Below are 22,519 nucleotides of genomic sequence, written 5' to 3' on the forward strand. Positions count from 1 at the left end.
ATACTTGACTCATTTGAGGAATTAAAAACTGCAGACAATGCCACTCAGGCTCAAATGGTTATGTACAGCAAACTTTTCAAAATCAATTTTACCAAAATGGATCCATACGAGTTCAAGACCTTTACAGACATTTTGCAACGCTACTCAGACCTCTGCAAACCAGTTAAGGGAAATGGACGTGGCAAGAAGAAAAAGTAATGCTATCAACACTATTGACTAGTAAAGCTTATCTCAACCTTGGCTCCACTAGTCTCATTGGAATTAGCAAGAACAATCTTTCCTCCGTGCTCCTCAGCTACTTTTTTCGCAAAGAACAATCCTATGCCATAATGAGAGCCGCCGGTTCTGCTAGAATCATCCATGAAAAATTGCTCTGTGCCATGGGCAAGCCCTTCAGGCGTAAAGCCACTTCCGGAATCCTCAACGGTAAAGGCAAGTTCTCCGTCGCTGTAAGTAACTGTAATATTTATCACACTGCCCTTGGGTGTGTGCTCAGCAGCATTTCTCACAACATTCATGACAGCCCTGACAACATGATCGTACACGACGCTTATAACAGAGTCGCTATTTTCACTTTCCAATTCTTCCTTCCAGTTAATCTGATGCTGATAAACTTCCGATAGTCCCAAGGTCTGCTTTTTGATATCAGCCAGAACATCATAGACATTCACGTTAACAGGTGCCTGCGAAATCCCCTCCTGAGACTTCGTAACTTCTATGAGAGTCTGCACATAATTCTGAATCTGAAGTACGCTTCCTGAAATATAGTCCGCATAATTCTTCTGTTCATCCGTAAGCTCTGTCTCTAATAAAAGCTCGGAATTGCCACGTACCACCGTAAGAGGCGTCTTGATGTCATGGGCAAGCGCTGACATCTGCCTGTTCTTTTCCTGCTCGGTCTCCCACTGCTTCTGAAGTGAAGTCTTAAGCACATATCGCATATCATCAAGCGCCACCAAACATTCATCAATCTCACGAACACCTGAATAATTGATTTCAAAATCCAAATTTCTGTCGCCAATCTGCACTAAAGCCCCCCTCATGGGAGCCATCTTCTTTCTGATTCTATATCCGAATCTCTTTGCAAAAATCTGCATAATTCCGATACAGCAGAAAAGAACGAACAACATCAAAAGTATTTCCGGGTTTGGCATATGTTCATTCATCCACAAAGATTTATACTGAGGCTTAAGTCTATACTGCAAGACAACATATTCATCCGTCCGGGGAATAACTTTATAATATTTGCCATCGCTATAATTCTTATTTGCTAATACCTTCCGTGCTGTTTCCACATCCTTTTCGCCAAGATTGCCAGAGATTACTTCCCCATCCTCTGAAAAAACAACATAATGACATACATCAGGAATTATATCCTCTGTCACTTCGTTTGCTGTTTCAATCTGTTCAAAGACTTCATTTATTCTATATTCCGCGTAGTTAGCCGGGTATATAGCACCAATATTGATAAGCACGTTAAAAGCAAAATAAGAAATGATAACCCATATAACGAGTGCAAATCCCATTAAAAAAATATAGGCCTCGAACATACTTCCAAGACCCAGCGTACCTCTCTTGTTTTTTTTATTCTTACTCTTTACTCTTCCCATTTATATCCAATCCCCCAAACTGTCTTAATTGGCATATACTCGAAGCTTGAAAGCTTTGTTCTAATATTTTTGATATGTGTAATGATTGTGCTATCGCTACTCTCACTGTCGTAACCTAACACCTTTTCCAATATCTGTTCCTTTGAAAAAATCTGTCCGCGGTTCTTTGCCAAAAACTCGCATATGTCATACTCTGCCTTTGTAAGACTTATTTCCTTTTCATCAATCATCATCTTTCGTGCTTCAAGCATAAAGCATATTCTGCCAAGAGCAAGTCTTGCCACATGCTCACGTTTTTCTCTTCGAAGGTGTGCTCCAATCCTTGCACGAAGCTCCATTACTCCGAAGGGCTTACAGATATAATCATCTGCACCAAGGGCAAGTCCATTTACAAGACTTCCCTCATCCGTCTTTGCAGTGATAAATAAAATCGGACAATCAACCACATTTCTTATCTTCGAGCAAAGCTCAAAACCGTCAATTCCAGGCATCATCACGTCCAGTAATATTAGGTCGAAGTGTGAGAGCTTATCCATCTCAATTTTCGTAGGTTCATCAATTTTTGTAACGGTGTGAGAGTCTTTAACAAGAATACTCTCAATCATGTTTAAAATGGCTTTTTCGTCGTCAACCGCAAGTATGTTTGCCATATTCTTTTTTCATCCTCTATTTCATTATATTTGAAGCTGATTATTCAGATATTTTACTACCCTCATAGTTTGTAGCAAAAGCAAAATATCCTGCAAAGCATACAGCAACAACTACCAGGTAAATCGGTGCATGCGACTTTATTTCAGAAAGTGCTCCCCTATCCGCAAGCTCGTATGCAAGGAATGTTTCAGGAATTCTGGCTGTCCATGAAAGTGGTACAATCTTCCAGACATACATTCCAATATCAGTAAGGAAAAGTGCACTGATAAGTCCCGAAATCAAACCTGCACCTATTGCAAAAGCTTTTCCAAAAACAAATGCAAAAATCTCAAATATCAGATAAAGTGGGATTGCGGAAAGCCACATCACAAGGACTGCTCTAACAAAAAGCCCCATTGAAGCGATACTATGTCCATGTATCATGTTAAAGCCAAATCCGAATATAACCGCCGTAAACAACAAGGCAAAGAGGCCAAACACAAGTAATGTCACTACCTTAGAAAAGAGCGCTGCTGTCCTACTTCTTAAAGTAAGAAGATTTTGGAATGCCCCGGCATTTTGCTCCTGCTCCATTGTACTAGCAATGAATATTCCAATCAATACAGGAAATGCAGATCCAAGAGTCTCATAAAAAGCAGTTATCTTATCTGTTTCATTCCATCCGGAAATCGCATAATAAGCAAGAAACACTGCACTTACCACAATCGGGATTATAATATGAGCAATTATTACGGAACTTCTTTTCATCTTATAAAAATCTGCGCGAAGACATCTGGTAAACATTATTATTTCACCTCTCTTTTTTCAAACCAGTTAAGGTATAGATAAGTTAAAAGCATAAAATGGGCGAGTGCAATGAGAATTCCAGGAAGAATTACGAAGGAACTAAGAAGTGGTTCCCCTGCCTGCGCTCTCAATCCATTTGGAAGTACATGCAAAAGCGGCGTAACAACTCTCATGGATATCGCAGAGACCAGTATAAACCATTTTTCTGAAGGTGCTACGATAATTCCAAGCACATTTATAAACAGACAAACCATAAGTTCTACTACCATTCCAAATTTTTCACTTAAGAATAAGAACAGTGGTATCTGCCAAAGCTCTGTGATAGTTAGAACGACAACCGTTATAGCTGCTCCAATTACAGGAATACTTGTTGTTAAAATAGCTCCCCCCACGGTAGCTCCTGCAAAAAGTACTACATTTGATACAAGAACAAGGATTCCAAGATAAGCAATTTCCCCAAGCATCAGTTTTCTTTTTTCCATTGGAAGAGTCTTGATGTTGTAGTATCCGTTTTTCTTTTCTCTAATTACAGAAAGGTAGCTTACGATAGCAATCATACCAGGAAGAAGAAGTACATACCACCAGTTCCATGCGCTCTCTGCGTAGGCATTGGTCATTCCTAACGTAAGCACAAATGCCATTACAAGTGTAATTATTGGAAATACAACTATGAGTTTACTACTCATAGTTCTCTTTGATTTTAAAAATTCCGCTCTTATTATATTAGTCATTGCTTTAGTCCTTTCATCTAATCTGTCAGATAGTTAGTAATTTACGTTCTTTATTCGATATTCTGAAGCTTACGATTTTTCTTAACAACATCCATAAAGAGCTCTTCAAGATTCTGTCCCGGAAGAAGCTTACCTTCATATCCAAGTACTCCGTCTGAGATTATTCCGATATAATCAGCACACATCTGAACCTCTGAGAGAATATGGCTTGACAAAATCACGGTAATTCCCTGCTCAGGGAAGGTTTTTATAAGTTCTCTAAGCTCTTCAATTCCGATTGGGTCAAGTCCGTTTGTAGGCTCATCCAGAATAAGGAGCTTGGGATTTGCAAGAAGTGCAAGTGCGATTCCAAGTCTTTGCTTCATTCCCAGCGAAAACTGACCAGCCTTCTTTTTTCCTGTATTTGTAAGTGAAACTGTTTTTAAAACTTCATCGATTCGGCTCTTTGCCACCCCAAGAAGAATAGCTCTTACTTCAAGATTCTCTCTTGCTGTAAGATTTTCATAGATTGGAGGATTTTCGATGAGTGCTCCAATCTCTTCAAGAATTGCTCTGCTCCATGGCTTTCCGTCATAGATTATCTCACCATCTGTAGGCTTCATGATTCCGGTTATCATCTTTAGTGTTGTCGACTTTCCTGCTCCGTTTGGTCCAAGGAGGCCATATACACAACCCTTTGGTATATTCAGCGATACTTTATTTACCGCCTTCTGATCTTTAAATGTCTTACAAAGTTCGTTAGTTTTAAGCATCATTTCCATTATTTTTCCCTTTCCTTTACCTATATATAAATTTGTTTTTTATTTTGTTGCCATAGATATTTTTCAATCTGAAAACAGATTACAAAGAAAAAATAAAGATTTGATGAAGATTATTAGAAAAGCTTTCATATATCCATAAATAATTTGTCGCAAAAAATTAGAGGCACTCTATAAAAGAATGCCTCTTTTTATCATATCATCTTAAAATACTTAAGTGCTTCTGTGATAGCTTTCTCCTTTTCCGGAGTTGTACCCGGTCGTCTACTATTCTCTGATTTTGGCCTATTGTAATTCTCTCTTTCTATAATTCCATACTTGTCGCATCAATCTCATCCAGATTAATCTCAATCTCGATATGATCATCCGGTTTTTGTTGGGACAGAAGAACTACCGTCTCAAAGTTCATCCTCCCCCCAAACAGATCAAGGGCGCTGCCGATCGTCACATCCACACGGTCCTTTCCAAGAAGCTTCAGCTTTTCCAGATCCTCATAGGAATGTACCCCGCCCGCATAGGTAGACGGAATTTCGCAGGCATTTCCAAGAAGGGCAGCTACCTCCGCTTCTATACCATTTGCCTTTCCTTCCACATCTACTGCATGCACCAGAAATTCATCACAGAATCCTGCCAGCTTATGCAGCGTTTCCTCATTTAACAAAACATCTGTATACTTCTGCCACCTGTCGGTTACAATATAATAGCTTCCTTCCCGTTTCCGGCAGCTTAAATCCAACACAAGTCTGTTCTTTGAAACAGCCCTTACCATTTCCTGCAGGCGGTCATAATGAAGCTTTCCATCTTTGAACACATAAGAGGTTACGATCACATGGCTTGCACCTGCCTCCAGATATTCCCCTGCATTCTCCGGTGTGATCCCGCCACCGATCTGCAGTCCTCCCGGATAGGCACGCAGTGCACTGAGAGCCTGTCTTTTCGTCTGTTCATAAAATTCTGAAGAGGGTGGGTTTAAAAGTATAATATGTCCGCCTGAAAGCTTTTTATTCTGATATAATCTGGCAAAAAAGGCCGCATCCTGCTCTGAAACAAAATTTTCCTCTGCCTGATCTCCTGCATCCTTCAGGCTTCCACCTACAATCTGTTTTACTTTTCCATTGTGGATATCAATACATGGTCTGAATTTCATTCTCTGCTCCTTTTCACACGAATTATTTTAATACAGAATGCACATAATAGCAACAGAACTGACAGTTTGCAGTTCTTAAGAAAGGCATCTTTCAGCCTTAGACAGGAGGTATTATGATGAAAGGATCGAAAAAGCTGTTAGTTGCAGCTATGCTGCTTTCTATGACATTGGCACTTGCTGCCTGTGGAAGCAGCAAAAATAACAACTCTGCAAATGATATGGCAGGGAATGCTGCAACCGGAAACAATCAGGGAACTGTCACAGGCTCCCCGGAAAATAATGCTGCAGGCACCGAGAATGGTGCAGTGAATGGCAATGACAATATCACAGATGATGTCAATGATGCAGTCAACGATGTGACTGCTGGTGATGATGGTTCTCTCCTCGAAGACGCAGGCAATGCGGTTGGAGATGCAATCGATGGTATTACCGATGGTGTCGATGATGTTGTAAACGGAGTTACAGACGGCATTGATGATATGACAGATTCCGTTACAGGAAGCAGTAACACAGGCAGTCCGGCTAATGGTAATACACGAGCTTCTGCATCCCCCTCGGCTTCACCTGTAAAGAAGTAATTACTGCCAGATTTTATTCTTATATTGGCAGAAAAAGAGCTGTCAGACAATGACAGCTCTTTTTTGGAATTTATTTTTCAATAATCGTACCATCCCGGTAAGCATCAAGCAGCAGTTCCAGTTGAGTGATGCTTTCCCGCAGCTCCCGTCCAATATCAGTATCCGCAACCAGGATCCTGTCATAGGAGGTTTCCACGATCGTAGTATCAGAGAAAATATCTGATTCATGCAGGATCGCTGCTTCTGTAGATTCGAAGGGCTCATGGGCAACCAGACGCATACCATGGGAATTGGCCACCAGTGTATAGCCCGCAATTCCGGTCTTGCTCTGATAAGCCTTGGAGAAGCCACCATCGATAATGAGCAGCTTGCCATCACACTTGATCGGTGATTCTCCCTTTTTCAGTTCTACCGGCACATGTCCATTGATGATATGGGAATTTCTGGTGCTGAGGCCAAATTCCGTCAATATCTTATTCAGAAACTCTTCATTGCCAAGCAGTGAATAATAGCTGTTCTTTACTTCCTTGTGAGTCTCCTTGTCTGCTATGAAATACCGTTCAAAGGTAGCCATCTTATCCTTGCCAAAGACCGGGGAATTAGGTCCTGCCCATATATACCAGATCAGATCCTGCGCCCGGTACATCTCGATTGGCTCATTCTTGGCGTAGTAGCCTTTTCTTGCACAATTATCAAGCACATCATACAGCGCCTTGCCTTTATACTCCCTGCCCTCTACATTGGCAGATTTAAAATCGCCTTTCTCATCCACCGGCACACAGCCATGATACAGAAGATTGGAATTATGCACCTTGTACAGACTTCCGTTGGTATAAAGAAAACGGATGTGCCTCTGAAGCTTCTCACATTTCAGGAAGGCCTGACGCAGTCTTGCCATAACCTGCTCTTCTTCCGGAGTCAGGTTATAGGGATCATTCCTGTCCACGGTCGGGAATTCCACGTCTGACATGGCGTATTCCTTATCACCGATCCGCACAGTCTTCTTATCATAATCAATTTTGTCAAGAAGCAGTCTGTCATCCATCTGAAATTCCGGATGCTTTTTGATCACCTGGCCTTCCAGCTTGAACTGCATAATGGAAATTGCCTTATGGATCTTCATGTCAAGACTCAGATCCTTGGTGTCATAGTCTGTATTAAACTTAATGGCAAAGGTATCGCAGTTTACATCCTTATAAGTCTCCATGGCAAAGGTGGCAAGCGGGATCAGATTGATACCGTAGCCGTCCTCCAGGGTATCCAGGCTGCCATATCGTGCTGCGATACGGATGACTGTCGCAATACAGGCAAGATGTCCGCAGGCAGCCCCCATCCACACGATATCATGATTTCCCCACTGGATATCCACCGAATGATACTTCATCAGCGTATCCATGATAATATGGGGGCCAGGACCTCTGTCATAAATATCCCCTACAATATGCAGATGATCGATAACCAGCCTCTGGATCAGGTTGCTCAGGGCAATGATAAAGTCAGGTGCCCGCCCAATCCTGATAATAGTATGGATGATCTCATTGTAATAGCCTTCCTTATCGGAAACCTCTGCCTTTTCTGTGATCAGCTCTTCGATGATATAAGCGAAATCCTTCGGCAGAGCCTTTCTTACCTTGGATCTGGTATACTTGGAAGCCACACGCTTGGTTACCTGTACCAGCCTGTGCAGTGTGATCTTATACCAGTCTTCAATATTGTCTTCCTCCTGCATCACAAGATCCAGCTTCTCTGCCGGATAATAGATCAGCGTGGCAAGTGCTTTCTTGTCCCTGCTGCTTAAGGTATTTCCGAACACCTCATCAATCTTCCTTTTCACAGCACCGGAGCCATTCTTCAGTACATGGTTAAACTGCTCATACTCCCCATGGATATCCGTCAGGAAATGCTCGGTTCCCTTCGGCAGGTTAAGAATTGCCTGCAGATTGATGATCTCTGTAGAAGCTGCTGCAATATTAGGATACTGATGTGCAAGGCTCTTTAAATACTTTAATTCCAGTTCATTCATTTTTCCGTAGGTCACCTTATGACCCTTCCCCCGTTCAGATTAAAAAAGGAATGGCCATTTCTTCATAAAACCATTCCTTTTCTCTTACTATTTATTATCTATCACATTACTCATATTGTAAAGACCTGCAGGCTTACCTTTTAAATATTTTGCAGCCTGGACCGCCCCTTTTGCAAATACTGCCTTAGAATAGGCACTATGGGAAAAGGTGATCACCTCATCTATTCCCGCAAAGATCACATCATGATCTCCTACGATAGTACCGCCTCTGACGGATGCAAATCCGATCTCCTTCTTCGGTCTTACTTCTCTCCTGGTGCTTCTGTCAAACACGTAGTCAAATTCATTGTCAAACTCTTCGTTGATCGTATCACCAAGTGCCAGCGCAGTGCCACTCGGTGCATCCTTTTTCAGATTATGATGCTTCTCTACGATCTCGATATCATATCCTGCCGGTACCAGTGTTTTTGCTGCTTCCTTCAAAAGCTTTAACAGCATATTGATGCCAAGGGACATGTTGGCAGACTTCAGGATCGCTACCTTCTTTGAAACCTCTTCTACTCTCTGAAGCTGCTCCTCAGAAAGACCGGTGGTGCAAAGCACACAGGGCACCTTTTTTTCCTCGCAGTAAGTAAGCAGGTTATCTACTGCAGGTGCTGCACTGAAATCAATGATAACATCCGCCTCCATGTCACAGTCCCTGATATCCTTAAAAACAGGAAAGGGATTCTTTCCCTCATCAAAAGCATCTACACCTGCTGCCAGTGTAATTTCCGGATCATCTGCAATCAGGGCAGCGATATTGCGTCCCATCTTTCCATTGCAGCCATGCATGATCACATTTACCATTTTCTGTTCCTCATTCTTTCCTATTAATATGGCTCTTATAAAATACCGTAATCCTTCATTGCCTTTTCAAGCTTTACCGCATTTTCTTCTTCCATCTCGCAGAGCGGCATACGAAGGATACCAGCTCCCCTTCCCTGCAGGTTCAGTGCCTTCTTCACAGGGATCGGATTTACCTCACAGAACAATGCATTGCAGAGCGGAATCGCACGAAGCTGTTCTGCACAGCTTCCTGCCACATCTCCTGCAAAGAACTTTGCACAGATCTCGTGTGTCTGTCTGGGTGCCACATTGGAAAGAACAGAGATTACACCCTTACCGCCAAGTGCAAGAAGAGGAGTGATCTGATCGTCATTACCAGAATACAGATCTACCTTACCATCTGCCAGGGACATCAGCTTCACGATCTGGCTTAAGTTTCCGCTTGCTTCCTTGACGCCTACGATATTCTCTACCTCCGTGCAGAGCTTCACAACAGTTTCCGGTGCGATATTGCAGCCTGTACGGCTCGGCACATTATAAAGAATAACTGGAACCTTAACAGAATCTGCCACTGCCTTGAAGTGCTGGTATAAGCCCTTCTGGGTTGCTTTATTGTAATAAGGAGTTACCAGAAGAAGTCCGTCCACGCCGTATTTTTCGGCCTCTGTAGAAAGATAGATCGCTGTATCTGTACAGTTTGAGCCCGTTCCTGCAATGACCGGGATCCTGCCATTTACCTTCTCCACACAGTAGCGGATCACATCCAGATGCTCCTCATGTGTCAGTGTGGAAGATTCTCCGGTAGTACCACAGACGATGATCGCATCCGTACCATTCTCGATCTGATACTCTACCATTTCTGCAAATTTCTCGTAATCCACCTCACCGTTATCCTTAAAGGGTGTAACGATTGCTACTCCTGCGCCTGTAAAAACTGCCATATTAACTGCCTCCTTGAATATTATTATGTAAAAAAACAGCCGGCACAAATGGCGCCGACTTTTATCTCTTTCATCGGATAGCGCCCCATCAGAATCTGATGACAGTCATACAGCTCTTAACTGTATCCCCAAGAATCCATATGCAGTGTCTCCGAATTCTTTCGGCGTGTTTTCCTTTCATTTTCCTTCCTCTGTGCCTGCCACATCCAAAAAATTACTCTTAAAATACGCAACCTCTATCTCATCTATCAAGTTGTTCATGCAGCCATCTGCTGTCGCAGACTGAACTGCTGTTTTGTTATAAACAAATCATAGCACCTCGCCTGACTCCTGTCAATGCGCAGATGCTATGATATCCTGCTCTTGCTATTGCAAAAAATGCTTTTGTCTTACCAGCGTTTAAATTTCAATGTTTCTATCCTGGAAACCTCATCGGCGACCAGACACAGATCATCATTCAGTGAAATTCCTGTCATGATAATGTCAGTTTCACCGTCCCTTGCTTCCAGTAGATTTTTCAGATCTTCCACGGTAATGATCTCATTGTCAATGAGTCCAAGTACCTCATCCAGGATCAGCAGATCACATTCTCCCGTGGTAAGCACTTTCTTGGCAAAGTTCAATCCGTTTTTAATGTTGACAATTTCTTCCTGCTTCTTATCTTCAGAAAGTGCCACAAAATCGGTCTCACTCTTTTCAAAACGGAAAATCTTGATCTCCGGCTCAAGTCTCCTGATAAACTCAGTGTCCTGCAGACCTCTGCCCTTCAAAAACTGGATGATCACAACTCTTTCACCGGCCGCTGCCGCCATCACCGCCTTGCCAAGTGCTGCCGGACTCTTGCCATGTCCATCTCCGCTGTATATATGTATCAGCCCCTGTTTCATAAACACACCTCATATGAAAATTCTATAGAAACTTACGGCTCATCATATCACAGTCAGATAAGAAAAGCAACTTTTCGCTGCTTTTCCCGGATTTTTTGAAAAAATCATGCATGAAGAGGCGTATCCTCCGGCTCCTCCAGAAGCTCCAGCTTACTGACAGAAACTTCATAGGCGATTCTCTTTTCTGCCTGTTCCTCTGACAGCTTCTTCATATATTCCCTGCTCTGGATCCTCCCAAAGATCTCACATCTGGTCCCCACATGGAAATGATTGGCGTATCTGGCATTTCTTCCCCAGCAGATACAGGGAATATAATCACTCTTTCCATAGGGTCTGTTTACCGCAAGCAGAAGATCTGCGATCTCCCTCCCAAGCGGCGTCTTCCGGTAAACAGGCTCCTTGCAGATATAGCCATCCAGATAGATCTGATTGGTCTTTGCACTTTCTTCAATCTCATCAACAAATTCAATTTCTCTGGCAAATACAGAAAGAACCAGCCTGTTCTTTCTTTCCTCATGGCGGTTGTAGGAACGGAACTGTCCTGTGACCATGATCAGCTGTCCCCTGTAGTCAGCTTTTACATCGATCAGCCTCTCCGAGACCATCAGCGGGATAATGTCACTGGAATCGCTCAGTCTTTCCACTTTTACTTCTACCATGTAAAATCCTTCCCCGAAAATTTCATGGCTGAATGAGAAATCACTGACAATTTCTCCCATGATTACCACCTGGTTGTTTTCAATTACCTTATCTGTCATTGCTCTTCTCCTTTTACACTTTGGTTTTTCCCTGTATGTAATAAATATATATCATCTCTTTTGCCAAAGAAGAACCTTTATTTACCGCATAAAATCGACATTCTGACACTTTACAAGCCTTATTTACCGGTGTTATACTACGAAATAGTGTTTATGTCAGATGGAGGAGATTATGAAACAGAAAAGAGAAGATATCAGAAACGTTGCCATTATTGCCCATGTTGATCATGGCAAAACCACCTTGGTTGACGAGCTTTTGAAACAAAGCGGTGTCTTCCGTGAGAATCAGGAAGTAGCCGAAAGAGTGATGGACTCCAATGATATCGAACGGGAACGTGGTATTACAATCCTTTCCAAAAATACTGCGGTAACTTACAAAAATACAAAGATCAATATTATCGATACTCCCGGGCATGCGGACTTCGGCGGCGAAGTAGAACGTGTCCTTAAGATGGTAAACGGCGTTATTCTTGTAGTAGATGCTTTTGAAGGTGCCATGCCCCAGACCAAATTCGTTCTCCGCAAGGCTCTGGAATTAAAGCTTCCTGTTATCGTCTGCATCAATAAGATCGACCGCCCGGAAGCAAGACCTGATGAAGTGATCGACGAAGTTCTGGAGCTGTTTATCGATCTGGAAGCCAGTGAAGAACAGCTTGACTGTCCCTTTGTCTTTGCTTCAGCAAAGGCCGGTACAGCTTCTCTTGATATGGATGAGCCAGGTACTAATATGGTTCCTTTATTTGAAACGATCCTGGATTATATCCCGGCACCGGAAGGTGATCCTGATGCCGGTACCCAGGTTCTGATCAGTACTATTGATTATAATGAATATGTGGGTCGTATCGGTGTCGGCAAGGTAGACAATGGCTCCGTAAAGGTCAATCAGGAAGTGATGATCGTAAACCACCATGAACCTGATAAGATGAAGAAGGTCAAGATCAGTAAGCTTTATGAATTTGACGGATTAAATAAGGTAGAGATCCAGGAAGCCGGCATCGGTTCCATCGTTGCTATTTCCGGCATTGCAGACATCCATATCGGAGATACTCTCTGCTCCGTAGATAATCCGGCTCCCATCCCTTTCCAGAAGATCTCAGAGCCTACCATTGCCATGCATTTCATTGTCAATGATTCTCCGCTTGCCGGTCAGGAAGGTAAATACGTTACAAGCCGTCATCTCCGTGACAGACTGTTCCGTGAGCTGAATACAGATGTTTCCCTGCGTGTAGAAGAAACCGATACCACAGAGTCCTTCAAGGTATCCGGACGTGGTGAGCTGCATCTGTCTGTCCTTATCGAAAATATGCGCCGTGAAGGCTATGAATTTGCAGTCAGCAAGGCCGAGGTTCTTTATAAGACAGATGAAAACGGCAAGAAGCTGGAGCCTATGGAGCTTTGCTACATTGATGTACCGGAAGAATTTTCCGGCTCCATCATTGAAAAGCTGAGTCAGCGAAAGGGTGAGCTGCGCAGCATGGGAAGTGCCAGCGGCGGCTACACCCGTCTGGAGTTCTCCATTCCTGCCAGAGGTCTCATCGGTTACCGTGGTGAATTTATGACAGATACCAAGGGAAACGGTATCATGAATACCGTATTTGACGGCTATGGTCCCTTCAAGGGTGAGATCCAGTACAGAAAGCAGGGTTCCCTGATCGCCTTTGAAGCCGGGGAAGCCATCACCTATGGTCTCTATAATGCACAGGAGCGTGGTACTCTCTTCATCGGTCCCGGTGAAAAGGTATACTCCGGCATGGTTGTAGGGCAGAATGGACGTGGCGAGGATATTGAGCTGAATGTCTGCAAAAAGAAACAGCTTACCAATACACGTTCCTCCAGTGCAGACGAAGCGCTTCGTCTGACACCGCCCAAGGTATTAAGTCTTGAGCAGGCTCTTGACTTCATTGATACCGATGAGCTTCTGGAGGTTACTCCGAAGAGCCTTCGTATCCGTAAGAAGATCCTGGATCCTACCATGAGAAAGCGTGCTGCCATGCGTCAGGCTTCCCTGGCAGCTCAGGCAGACAATAAATAATGAAGTGAGAAAAATCCCGGAAAGAATAACTTTCCGGGATTTCTGTTTTTATTATTTTATGAGACCGAGATCAGAAGCCTAAGGCCCTGATGCCTGCTGCAGGCACCTGTCTCTGTTTGTCATCATATATGCATGATCGCTGTAGCAATGCTGAAATAGATCAGCAATGACAGCGCATCTACGATCGTAGTAATGAAGGGACTCGCCATAACTGCCGGATCAAAGCCGATCTTCTTGGCAAGCATCGGAAGGAGACATCCGATGATCTTGGCAATAAACACAGCTGCTACCAGCGTAAGACACACGACTGCTGCAACTGCGATCGTCACTCTGTCAAAAAGCAGAAGCTTCACAAAGTTCGCTGCAGCCAGCGTCAGTCCGCAAAGCACTGCTACTCTTGCTTCCTTCCACACTACCTTAAACGCATCCTTAAACTCGATCTCATTCAAGGAAAGTCCACGGATGATCGTAACACTGGCCTGTCCACCCGCATTTCCGCCGGTATCCATCAGCATGGGGATATAGGCAGTCAGCACCACACAGGCACTTAAGGCATCCTCGAAGGAAGTAATGATACTTCCTGTAAACGTCGCTGAAATCATCAGCAGTAAAAGCCACGGAATCCTCTTTTTCCAGGTTTCAAACACCGTGGTCTTCATATATGGCTTGTCGGTAGGTACAATAGCCGCCATTTTTTCGATATCCTCTGTGGCCTCTTCCTGCAGAATATCCACGATATCATCGACGGTAATAATACCAACCAGACGGTTCTCATTGTCTACAACGGGCATTGCTGTAAAGTCGTATTTCTGGAACTGCCTGGCAACCTCCTCCTGATCCATCATGGTATTGATAAATACCACATTCTCATGCATCATCTCACCGATAACAGCATCCGGTGGTGTGATCAGCAGATAACGGAGTGCTACCGTTCCAACCAGTGTACGCTTGGCATCCAGAACATAACAGATATTGATGGTCTCACTGTCCACACCTACCTGTCTGATCCGGTTAATGGCATCCTGTACTGTCATATTTTCCTTCAGATCCACATACTCCACAGTCATGATACTGCCGGCAGAATCTTCAGGATAGCGAAGAAGATGATTGATATCTCTCCTCGTATCTGCACTGGCATTTGCCAGAAGCTTCTTGACTACATTGGCAGGCATCTCTTCCAGAAGGTCTGTCGCATCATCCGCCATCAGATTATCAATGATGTTGGCGGCTTCCTTGTCGGACAGACTGGTGATGATCATCTGCTGATGATCCACTTCCAGATAGGAAAACACATCTGCTGCCATGCTCTTTGGCAATATACGGAATACCTTTAAAAGCTCTTCCTCCTCCATTTCCTCCAGAATAGCCGCCACATCAGCGGTATTCATCTCAGCTACCTTCTGACGGAGGTTTGTATACTGCCTGGTTTCCAGTAATTCTCTGATTATTTCCAGATCCCTGATTTCTTCCATATCCATAGTATATCTCCTTTATATGTGATTTTTATGCTCCGTTCATGAGGAGGTATGTCCGCATTGCCTGACTGTGAACTTTTACTCATAAAAACCACCACCTTTCGAAGAATCCTACTATGTGTTATACCCATTTTACGGATATTTGATCACCAAATTTACTTTAGACCACCTGTCTCTTTTTGTCAACGGATTTTACCGTAAGATCTATGTCAGATTCAGGTAAAATCCCTGTAATACCCCTCTTCCAGGATCTGGAACGAAGCCCTTCCCGCGGTTCCTTCTGTCAGCTCCTTCAAGAGAAAATCCTTCTCCTCTGCCGGTACTCTGACCTGTATCTCCACATTCTCAGTATAAATGCACTCCGCTTCCAGTCCCTTTCCTGCAAGAAGGAACTGTATCCTTCCAAGATCCGTATAATTTGTCTTTATGGAAAGCATCACACCATAGCGCATCCATGCAGTTTTGGATGCTGCAAGCCCTGCCTTGGCAGCCTCTGTATAAGCCCGCACGAGGCCTCCTGTTCCCAGAAGCACTCCTCCAAAATACCTGGTCACGACAATAGCTGCACCTGTCAGATTTTCCTTTAACAGTACCTCAAGGATCGGTCTTCCTGCCGTTCCCGCCGGTTCCTTATCATCACTGCATCTTGTCAGCTCCTGGTTTCTACCTATTATATAAGCCGGACAATTATGCTTCGCATCATAATATTTTTTCCGCATGGACTCGATAAATGCTGCTGCCTCTTCCTCAGATGAAACCGGCATCGTATTCGCAATAAAACGGGATTTCTTTTCTATGATCTCACCGCTTCCTCCCTCTACCAGTATACGATAAGGAGAAAACTGTTCTTTTTTTTCTTCCATCTGTATTCTCTTTTCCCACTCTTTTCTTAAATTATGAGGAAGCTTTCTTCTCTTGTCAAGGCTGAATAAAACGGCACCATATGGTGAACAATTCTTAATAAAGTATGAAAAACCTTTCCTTTGCTGGCACATTTTGGTATACTCTATATGTTGTAAAACTGATATGGAGGCAATTACATGAATTATAGTAAAAAAGGGATCAAGGAACGTCAGAAATCCCTCCATGCTTCATCCCATAAATGGAGCAAGAAATTACTGCTTGCTGTCATGAACCTGATGGTTCTCGGCATTCTGGCAATCGGTGTCATCGGTGCCAGTGCCGGGATCGGTGTTTTTAAGGGGATCATTGATACAGCTCCCAGTATTGAAAATATTGATGTCACACCCACCGGATTTTCCACCTTCGTTTATGATCTGGAGGGCAACCAGATCGGTAAACTGATCGCTCAGGATTCCAACCGTATTCCTGTGGCCAAGGATATGATTCCGGAGAATCTCGCCCACGCTTTTGTAGCGATCGAGGATGAACGTTTTTATGAACACAATGGCATTGATATCAAAGGAATCATCCGTGCAGCCTATGTAGGTATCAGCAACGGATTCCACTTTACTGAAGGTGCCAGTACCATTACCCAGCAGCTTCTGAAAAATAACGTATTTACCAACTGGACCAAGGAAGATGGCTTCATGGATAAGATCAAGCGTAAGATCCAGGAGCAGTATCTTGCCATTGAGCTGACCAAAACCATGTCCAAGGATGATGTCCTTGTCAACTATATGAACACCATTAACCTTGGACAGAATACTCTTGGTGTACAGGCAGCATCCCTGCGTTATTTCAACAAATCTGTCAACACTCTGACACTTTCGGAATGTGCCGTTATTGCCGGTATCACCCAGAATCCTTCCAAGTTCAACCCTATCTCCCACCCGGACAATAATGCCCAGCGTCGCGAAAAGGTACTGAACAATATGCTGGAGCAGGGTTATATCACTCAGACCGAATATGATGAGGCCATGGCAGATGATGTCTACTCCCGTATCCAGATCGTCAATGCTGAGGTTGAAGAGGACTCCGTAAATACATACTTTGTGGATGCCCTTACCGATGATATCATGGAGGACCTGATGGCCACTGGTAATTATACAGAGACCCAGGCCTATACCCTGCTTTACAGTGGAGGTCTTAAGATCTATGCTACGCAGGATCCCCATGTACAGGAAATCTGTGATGAAGCCTTTTCCAATGAAGAGAATTATCCGGAGGGTACCAGATGGCAGCTCAGCTATGAGCTGACCACGCAGGATTCTAATGGCAATTTCAAAAACTACAGTACAGAAATGTACCGCCAGTATTTCAAGGAGATGGACAGCTCCTTTAACCTGCTTTATTCCAGCCAGGAGGCTGCCTATGATGCAATTGAGCAGTATAAGGCTGCTGTTATGGAGCCCAGTGAGGAAGTATATGGTGAAAATATTACCCTGACTCCCCAGCCACAGGTTTCTATCGTTATCGAAGATCAGAGTACCGGCTATGTCGTTGCCATGGTAGGCGGCAGAGGCCAGAAGGAGGCCAGCCGTACCTTAAACCGTGCTACTGATTCCAAACGTCAGCCCGGCTCCACATTCAAGATCGTAGCTGTTTATGCTCCTGCCCTTGACAGCGCAGGCCTTACCCTTGCTACGGTTATGAATGATGCTCCTTTCAACTATGCAAACGGACGTCCCGTCAACAACTGGTGGGGCAGTGAATACAGAGGTCTGAACTCTCTGCGAACAGGTATTGCACAGTCCATGAATATTATCGCTGTGAAAACACTGACGCAGATTACACCTCAGCTTGGCTTTGATTACCTGAAGAACTTTGGTTTCACCACTCTTGTAGAAAGAGAGGAAATCACCGTTGGCGGCAAGACACAGGTATTTTCTGATATCCAGCAGTCCCTTGCTCTTGGCGGTATTACCAAGGGTGTTACTAATGAGGAGCTGACTGCTGCCTATGCTTCGATCGCAAATGGCGGCACCTATATCAAGCCCAAGCTTTACACCAAGGTTCTTGACCATGATGGCAATGTTATTCTGGACAATACTGCTCCGCAGTCAAGACAGGTGATCAAGGAAACAACTGCATGGCTCCTGACAGATGCCATGGTAGACGTTGTTACCTCCGGTACCGGTGCCTCTGTTAACTTTGGTAATATGGCGATTGCCGGCAAAACAGGTACCACATCTGATTACAATGATGTCTGGTTCTCCGGCTATACACCTTATTACACTGCCTCCGTCTGGACCGGTTATGATAACAATGCCAAGCTCCAGAAAGGAAACGGTGAACGAAACCTTGCCAAAAAACTCTGGCGTGCTGTTATGAGTAAGGTACACGAGGATCTGCCTAGCCAGTCCTTCCAGGTACCCAGTGGTATCGTCACTGCAACTGTATGCTCACAGTCAGGCAAGCTTCCGATTCCCGGTCTGTGTGATGGTACCCTGAAAACGGAGTACTTTGCAGAAGGCACTGTTCCTACAGAAAGCTGTGATGTACATTATCAGGGTATGGTTTGTCCTTACAGTAACCTTCCGGCCTGTGATACCTGTCCTTTCAAGGTTGAAGGTGTCCTGACCATGACGCCTGTAGAGGATCCGTCTCTCCAGCAGGGAAGCGGCACAGAAGCACCGGCTATGGCAACCCAGGAGGTTACCAATGAAGACGGCACTGTATCCACGATCACCGTACCACAGACAGCGCAAAAGACCTGTATCCACACTGCCGAATACATGGCTCAGCCTGGTATTGAGACGATCATCGAACAACAGCGTGGAGAAATGGCAGCCGCTTCTGCCGCAGCACAGGCTGCCGCAGCTCAAGCTGCCGCAGCTCCGCTTCCCACAACAGAGGGTGAAGCACCAGCCGCTGAATAACCAGCTTCAAAATTTCATTCTGCAGGAATCCTATGATTCCTGCAGATTTTTTATGAAACGCTTTTCCTGACCTGTAATATAAAAAAGAGAACAGTCCGTTGACTGCCCTCCCTGCCGGCTCCCCATGTGGATCCTTTATTATGCTGTATTGTCTCAATTCCAGGAAAGTCCTTTCCGGGCAGTGATCACAAGGATATTGCCCAGTATATTACCGAGAAAATGAGATCTGCAAAGTTTCTCATAATCTTTTCTCTTCATATAATACTTCCTTCCCCATGAGGATATTTCATAATACAGTTCTTCTTTTTCTGACAAAATACCCGTCACTACTACAAAATGTCCGCTTACCTGTGCCTTGCTGCCAGAAATTTTCCCATTTTCCAGCTCCTCTTTTCCGTAAAACCGGATCCCGTCCCTTTTGTCCCATGGAAGCAGCATCACCGGGATACAGAGGATAACCGGGATATCCTGCTGCAGCATCTGCATGGTTCTTTCATGGATCCGTGAAATCCTAAACCCCCAGAATGCCCGGTAAGGACTTTTTCTCTTTTGAAAAAAAAGGTTGATCCGGAAAGTCATCCAAAGACTGCTGACGCCTGAGGAAAAAGGGATTCCAAGCAGCATCCGGTAGCTTTCTGCAAACCATTTCCTGTACTCTGCTTCCGTCAGCTCCTTCTGTTCATAAAAGGAAGAAGGCCATATCTGCAGCTCCTTTCTTTTTCTTCCCAGATAAAACAGCATATCGGAAAGAGCAATGACCCCACAGCCACTGCTCCTCTTTCGCTTCTCCTTCTTGTCTGCCTGCGCCGTCTTTGCAAAGAATCCCTGGTCTCCGCCAAAGGTCTTTGCTCCGTTTTCTTCCCGCAGGACCTGTATGTAATTATTTTGCAGCCGTACCTGTACTTCCAAGCTCTTTTCTCTTTTCTATCTTTTTTATGACATGGAAATAGGATACCATAGTAAAGATGCCCGCTGCAAGCCATGCTGCCGGATCACAGAATACAGCAAGAGAATAACTCATCACCCTCATGGCGATCACTGCGCAGAGCAGCCTTGCAAGCAGCTCTACCACACCGCCCATCATAGGCAGGAACCCATAACCGCAGCCCTGCATGGTATTTCTGAAAATAAAGATCACACACAGCGGAATATAAAAAAGAATACAAAGCACCGTATATCGCTTGGCATAGAACATGATCTGTGTCATATCCGTTCCGCTCTCGAAGAAAAATTTCAAAAGAACAGGCAGCCCCAGATATGCTACCAGTCCTGCTATGACAGAATAAACGCTATCTACCAGCAATGCGGCGTTGACACCTTTTTTGATCCTGTCTACCTCGAGAAATAATCGTGGCAAGTGCTGCACCTGCCACTCCCATTTTTAACCCCACGATCAGTGCAAGATCCAGCACTACGTTCAGGCAGGCGGAAAAGATCAGTGTTACCAGCGGTACTTTGCTGTTCCCGATTGCCCTCAGACATGCACTGAAAAAATTATATGCCACACTGGCAATAATTCCCGCACAGATAATGGAAATATAGGTGTAAGCATCCTCAAATATATTTTCCGGTGTGTTAAGGAGACGCAGTATCCCCTTCATTCCAAGCAGTGAAGATACTGTCATCAATATAATAACGGCCGCCGACAACAGCATTCCATTTGCTACACTTTTCTTAATTCCCTCTTCATCATGGATCCCATAGCGCTGACTGGTCAGCACAGTAAAGCCTGTGGACAATCCTGTTGCCGCACCGATCACCAGAAACATGATCGTTCCTGTGGAACCGACAGCTGCCAGCGCACCGGAACCTACAAACCTTCCAACGATCATGGAATCTACCGCATTATAAACCTGCTGGAATACATTTCCTAAAAAGAGCGGCCATGTAAACTGCAGAATGATCGGCATCGGATTCCCCTTTGTCATATCCTTTTGCATCTGATCACCTCATTACTTCCGTGGTGTATAATAGATTTTTCCTTCTTCTATCATCTGAAACTCTGTACCTTTTACAGAAAGATGGGTCACTGCACAGTTTTTGTGCACACCCTCACCCCAAAACTCTGCAACAGGCGTATGATAAATATTCGCCAATATTGCCTTCAGTGCACATCCATGGGTGGACAGAAGCACTGTTTTGTCCTGATATTCTTTTTTTTGAAGCAGCTCTGTTAGGAATGCCCCTGTTCTGCTGATCACATCCTCAAAGCTTTCGCCTCCTGGTGGTGTCTGGTAATTCTCTGTATCAAAGAAGAAGGTATTAAAAAAAGCTCCTCCATCGGGAATATTGTACCCCTTCCTGCCACAGCAGAGTCCTTCATACTCGCCAAAGCAGATCTCCTGCAGCCTTTTATCCTCATAAACCGGGATCTGTCTTCCCCTTGCGATCCACTCTGCGGTTTCCCTGGCCCTGCATAAAGGGGAAGTAAAGATCACATCAAAGGGAATATCCTTAAGCCCTTCTGCGGTTTCCCTGGCAAGCTCTCTTCCATATTCATTCAGTGGGATGTCGCAGCTCCCCTGAATTTTTCTTTCTTTATTATAATCGGTTTCTCCATGACGGATCAAGTAGAGTTCCATTGTAAGCTCCTTTTTCCTGCAAAAAAATACCACTGCATATGTGCAATGGTTACCTTGTAAACCTTTTTATAAGCGAAGAACCATCTGGCAGGCGTCGCCTCTCCTGCATCTCTTTTGACCCATAGGGTGCGTGGTTGCAACGAATTTTACCACCTCAGATAGTTCTCCTCTTATTGTATCCACATTATACCCTGTTTATTCTCGTCTGTAAAGAATTTCTTTATTTCGCAAGTAGTTCTGCAATCTCCTCTCACTAAGTTCCCAGCAGGAAATGACGGAATTCTTATATCCCTGTTCATCTTCTGATGTGCACAGTCTCAATACCACTTGTAAAACCCCATTTTCAGTTTTTATTCGTTTAACAACTAATCCCGTGTATTCGTGCTTATCCCTAATAATATAATCAGGAATTCTAATAGCTTCCTCTATATTACTTAATACCCTATCATAAACCTCTGGATGCCTATCTTTAATGTGTTGAATTTGATTATCCGTTATTATCACTTCATCCGTTACAATGTCTTCAGTGATACACTTATATATTTCTCGATTGATTTTGCCTATTATGTACACTTCAATATTCCTTTTATCTGCTGATATATCCATTTTAACAGTTTCATGTTCTTATGCAATATTTTTCTTTGATTCTTTGTATTTTCCCGTTTCAATTCACATATAATACATATGCTCACAACTATTTACAGAGGAACAATCGAAGAGTATACGCAGAAATATAACGACATGACCCTGCTGCACTTTGACAAAATGCAACACGAAATACAACACAAAAAATAAAAACCCTTGAGTAATCAAGGGTTTTAGAAAGCTGCTGACGGGAATCGGACCCGTGACCTCCGCACTACCAATGCGACGCTCTACCGACTGAGCCACAGCAGCCTGTGGTTTTACACCAACGAATTGTATTATAGCATGGCCTAAAATGCTTTGTC

22 protein-coding genes, 1 tRNA gene and 1 riboswitch are annotated in these 22,519 nt (G+C 44.0%); of the genes, 4 read left to right on the plus strand and 19 right to left on the minus strand.

Going from position 1 to position 22,519, the window contains the following annotated elements; translation table 11 throughout:
• Positions 1-198, plus strand: a 198-nt coding sequence (locus WJQ40_RS01920) for a hypothetical protein (RefSeq protein ID WP_337537723.1), incomplete at its 5' end; no start/stop codon positions are given.
• A gap of 11 nt (positions 199-209) precedes the next feature.
• Here the strand turns inward: WJQ40_RS01920 and WJQ40_RS01925 are convergent.
• The 6 genes from WJQ40_RS01925 to hisA all read right to left on the minus strand — a co-directional run bounded on the left by WJQ40_RS01925 (position 210) and on the right by hisA (position 5,683).
• Entirely contained in the window at positions 210-1,610 is a 1,401-nt protein-coding gene (locus WJQ40_RS01925; RefSeq protein ID WP_337402698.1) for a HAMP domain-containing sensor histidine kinase, read from the minus strand.
• Positions 1,598-2,260 carry a response regulator transcription factor gene (locus tag WJQ40_RS01930; RefSeq protein ID WP_262575041.1) on the minus strand — a complete coding sequence of 221 codons (663 nt, stop codon included), beginning with the start codon at positions 2,258-2,260 and terminating at the stop codon, positions 1,598-1,600. Before WJQ40_RS01930 ends, WJQ40_RS01925 begins: the two co-directional genes overlap by 13 nt.
• Before the next feature lie 40 nt (positions 2,261-2,300).
• Positions 2,301-3,044 carry a lantibiotic immunity ABC transporter MutG family permease subunit gene (locus tag WJQ40_RS01935; protein WP_262575042.1) on the minus strand — a complete coding sequence of 248 codons (744 nt, stop codon included), beginning with the start codon at positions 3,042-3,044 and terminating at the stop codon, positions 2,301-2,303.
• Between the two features lie 2 nt (positions 3,045-3,046).
• Complete coding sequence (locus WJQ40_RS01940) at positions 3,047-3,778, minus strand: lantibiotic immunity ABC transporter MutE/EpiE family permease subunit (protein WP_337402695.1); 732 nt, start codon at positions 3,776-3,778, stop codon at positions 3,047-3,049.
• Positions 3,779-3,828: 50 nt separating this feature from the next.
• Complete coding sequence (locus WJQ40_RS01945; RefSeq protein ID WP_337402693.1) at positions 3,829-4,539, minus strand: lantibiotic protection ABC transporter ATP-binding protein; 711 nt, start codon at positions 4,537-4,539, stop codon at positions 3,829-3,831.
• Between the two features lie 301 nt (positions 4,540-4,840).
• Positions 4,841-5,683, minus strand: a complete 843-nt coding sequence (gene hisA / locus WJQ40_RS01950) for a phosphoribosylformimino-5-aminoimidazole carboxamide ribotide isomerase (protein ID WP_337537724.1) — start codon at positions 5,681-5,683, stop codon at positions 4,841-4,843.
• Between the two features lie 113 nt (positions 5,684-5,796).
• Here hisA and WJQ40_RS01955 point away from each other — a divergent pair, with 113 nt between their 5' ends.
• Positions 5,797-6,261, plus strand: a complete 465-nt coding sequence (locus WJQ40_RS01955; RefSeq protein ID WP_262575045.1) for a hypothetical protein — start codon at positions 5,797-5,799, stop codon at positions 6,259-6,261.
• Positions 6,262-6,331: 70 nt separating this feature from the next.
• Here WJQ40_RS01955 and WJQ40_RS01960 read toward each other — a convergent pair whose 3' ends face one another.
• The 5 genes from WJQ40_RS01960 to WJQ40_RS01980 all read right to left on the minus strand — a co-directional run bounded on the left by WJQ40_RS01960 (position 6,332) and on the right by WJQ40_RS01980 (position 11,698).
• Positions 6,332-8,284 carry a fructose-1,6-bisphosphatase gene (locus WJQ40_RS01960; RefSeq protein ID WP_262575190.1) on the minus strand — a complete coding sequence of 651 codons (1,953 nt, stop codon included), beginning with the start codon at positions 8,282-8,284 and terminating at the stop codon, positions 6,332-6,334.
• An 87-nt stretch (positions 8,285-8,371) separates the two neighbouring features.
• Entirely contained in the window at positions 8,372-9,133 is a 762-nt protein-coding gene (dapB, locus tag WJQ40_RS01965; protein ID WP_337537725.1) for a 4-hydroxy-tetrahydrodipicolinate reductase, read from the minus strand.
• 35 nt (positions 9,134-9,168) lie between these two features.
• A complete protein-coding gene (dapA, locus tag WJQ40_RS01970; protein WP_337537726.1) occupies positions 9,169-10,053 on the minus strand; it encodes a 4-hydroxy-tetrahydrodipicolinate synthase in 885 nt (294 codons plus the stop codon).
• 70 nt (positions 10,054-10,123) lie between these two features.
• Positions 10,124-10,300, minus strand: a riboswitch (Lysine riboswitch).
• A gap of 142 nt (positions 10,301-10,442) precedes the next feature.
• Positions 10,443-10,940, minus strand: coding sequence for a cob(I)yrinic acid a,c-diamide adenosyltransferase (locus WJQ40_RS01975; RefSeq protein ID WP_118799378.1), 498 nt, complete (start codon positions 10,938-10,940; stop codon positions 10,443-10,445).
• Between the two features lie 104 nt (positions 10,941-11,044).
• Positions 11,045-11,698 (minus strand): single-stranded DNA-binding protein, encoded by a 654-nt coding sequence (locus WJQ40_RS01980; protein ID WP_118799377.1) that lies wholly within the window; start codon positions 11,696-11,698, stop codon positions 11,045-11,047.
• Positions 11,699-11,870: 172 nt separating this feature from the next.
• On the opposite strand from WJQ40_RS01980, the gene typA reads away from it, so the two are divergent.
• Positions 11,871-13,730, plus strand: a complete 1,860-nt coding sequence (typA, locus tag WJQ40_RS01985) for a translational GTPase TypA (RefSeq protein ID WP_337402682.1) — start codon at positions 11,871-11,873, stop codon at positions 13,728-13,730.
• Between the two features lie 122 nt (positions 13,731-13,852).
• On the opposite strand, the gene mgtE is transcribed toward typA, so the two are convergent.
• Together mgtE and WJQ40_RS01995 are read right to left on the minus strand one after the other, a co-directional pair.
• On the minus strand, positions 13,853-15,202 hold the full coding sequence (gene mgtE, locus WJQ40_RS01990) for a magnesium transporter (protein WP_262575191.1): 1,350 nt from the start codon (positions 15,200-15,202) through the stop codon (positions 13,853-13,855).
• 218 nt (positions 15,203-15,420) lie between these two features.
• Positions 15,421-16,068 (minus strand): YigZ family protein, encoded by a 648-nt coding sequence (locus WJQ40_RS01995; RefSeq protein WP_337402680.1) that lies wholly within the window; start codon positions 16,066-16,068, stop codon positions 15,421-15,423.
• A gap of 177 nt (positions 16,069-16,245) precedes the next feature.
• Between WJQ40_RS01995 and WJQ40_RS02000 the strand changes: the two genes are divergently transcribed.
• The gene (locus tag WJQ40_RS02000) at positions 16,246-18,987 is read left to right on the plus strand and encodes a PBP1A family penicillin-binding protein (RefSeq protein ID WP_337402678.1); all 2,742 of its coding nucleotides are present in this window, start codon (positions 16,246-16,248) and stop codon (positions 18,985-18,987) included.
• Positions 18,988-19,140: 153 nt separating this feature from the next.
• Here the strand turns inward: WJQ40_RS02000 and WJQ40_RS02005 are convergent, their stop codons facing one another.
• From WJQ40_RS02005 to WJQ40_RS02030, 6 genes are all read right to left on the minus strand, one after another.
• Positions 19,141-19,896, minus strand: a complete 756-nt coding sequence (locus WJQ40_RS02005; RefSeq protein WP_337402675.1) for a hypothetical protein — start codon at positions 19,894-19,896, stop codon at positions 19,141-19,143.
• Positions 19,868-20,344 (minus strand): hypothetical protein, encoded by a 477-nt coding sequence (locus WJQ40_RS02010; RefSeq protein ID WP_337402672.1) that lies wholly within the window; start codon positions 20,342-20,344, stop codon positions 19,868-19,870. Before WJQ40_RS02010 ends, WJQ40_RS02005 begins: the two co-directional genes overlap by 29 nt.
• Complete coding sequence (locus WJQ40_RS02015; RefSeq protein WP_337402670.1) at positions 20,277-20,927, minus strand: MATE family efflux transporter; 651 nt, start codon at positions 20,925-20,927, stop codon at positions 20,277-20,279. Before WJQ40_RS02015 ends, WJQ40_RS02010 begins: the two co-directional genes overlap by 68 nt.
• Positions 20,928-20,939: 12 nt before the next feature.
• Entirely contained in the window at positions 20,940-21,569 is a 630-nt protein-coding gene (locus WJQ40_RS02020; protein WP_337537727.1) for a histidine phosphatase family protein, read from the minus strand.
• Between the two features lie 195 nt (positions 21,570-21,764).
• A complete protein-coding gene (locus tag WJQ40_RS02025) occupies positions 21,765-22,175 on the minus strand; it encodes a PBECR2 nuclease fold domain-containing protein (RefSeq protein WP_337537728.1) in 411 nt (136 codons plus the stop codon).
• Positions 22,176-22,393: 218 nt separating this feature from the next.
• A tRNA-Thr gene (locus tag WJQ40_RS02030) sits at positions 22,394-22,466 on the minus strand.
• Between the last annotated feature and the right edge of the window lie 53 nt (positions 22,467-22,519).

Origin of the sequence: Suilimivivens sp. (assembly GCF_037359455.1) — a bacterium.
GTDB lineage: Bacteria > Bacillota > Clostridia > Lachnospirales > Lachnospiraceae > Suilimivivens > Suilimivivens aceti.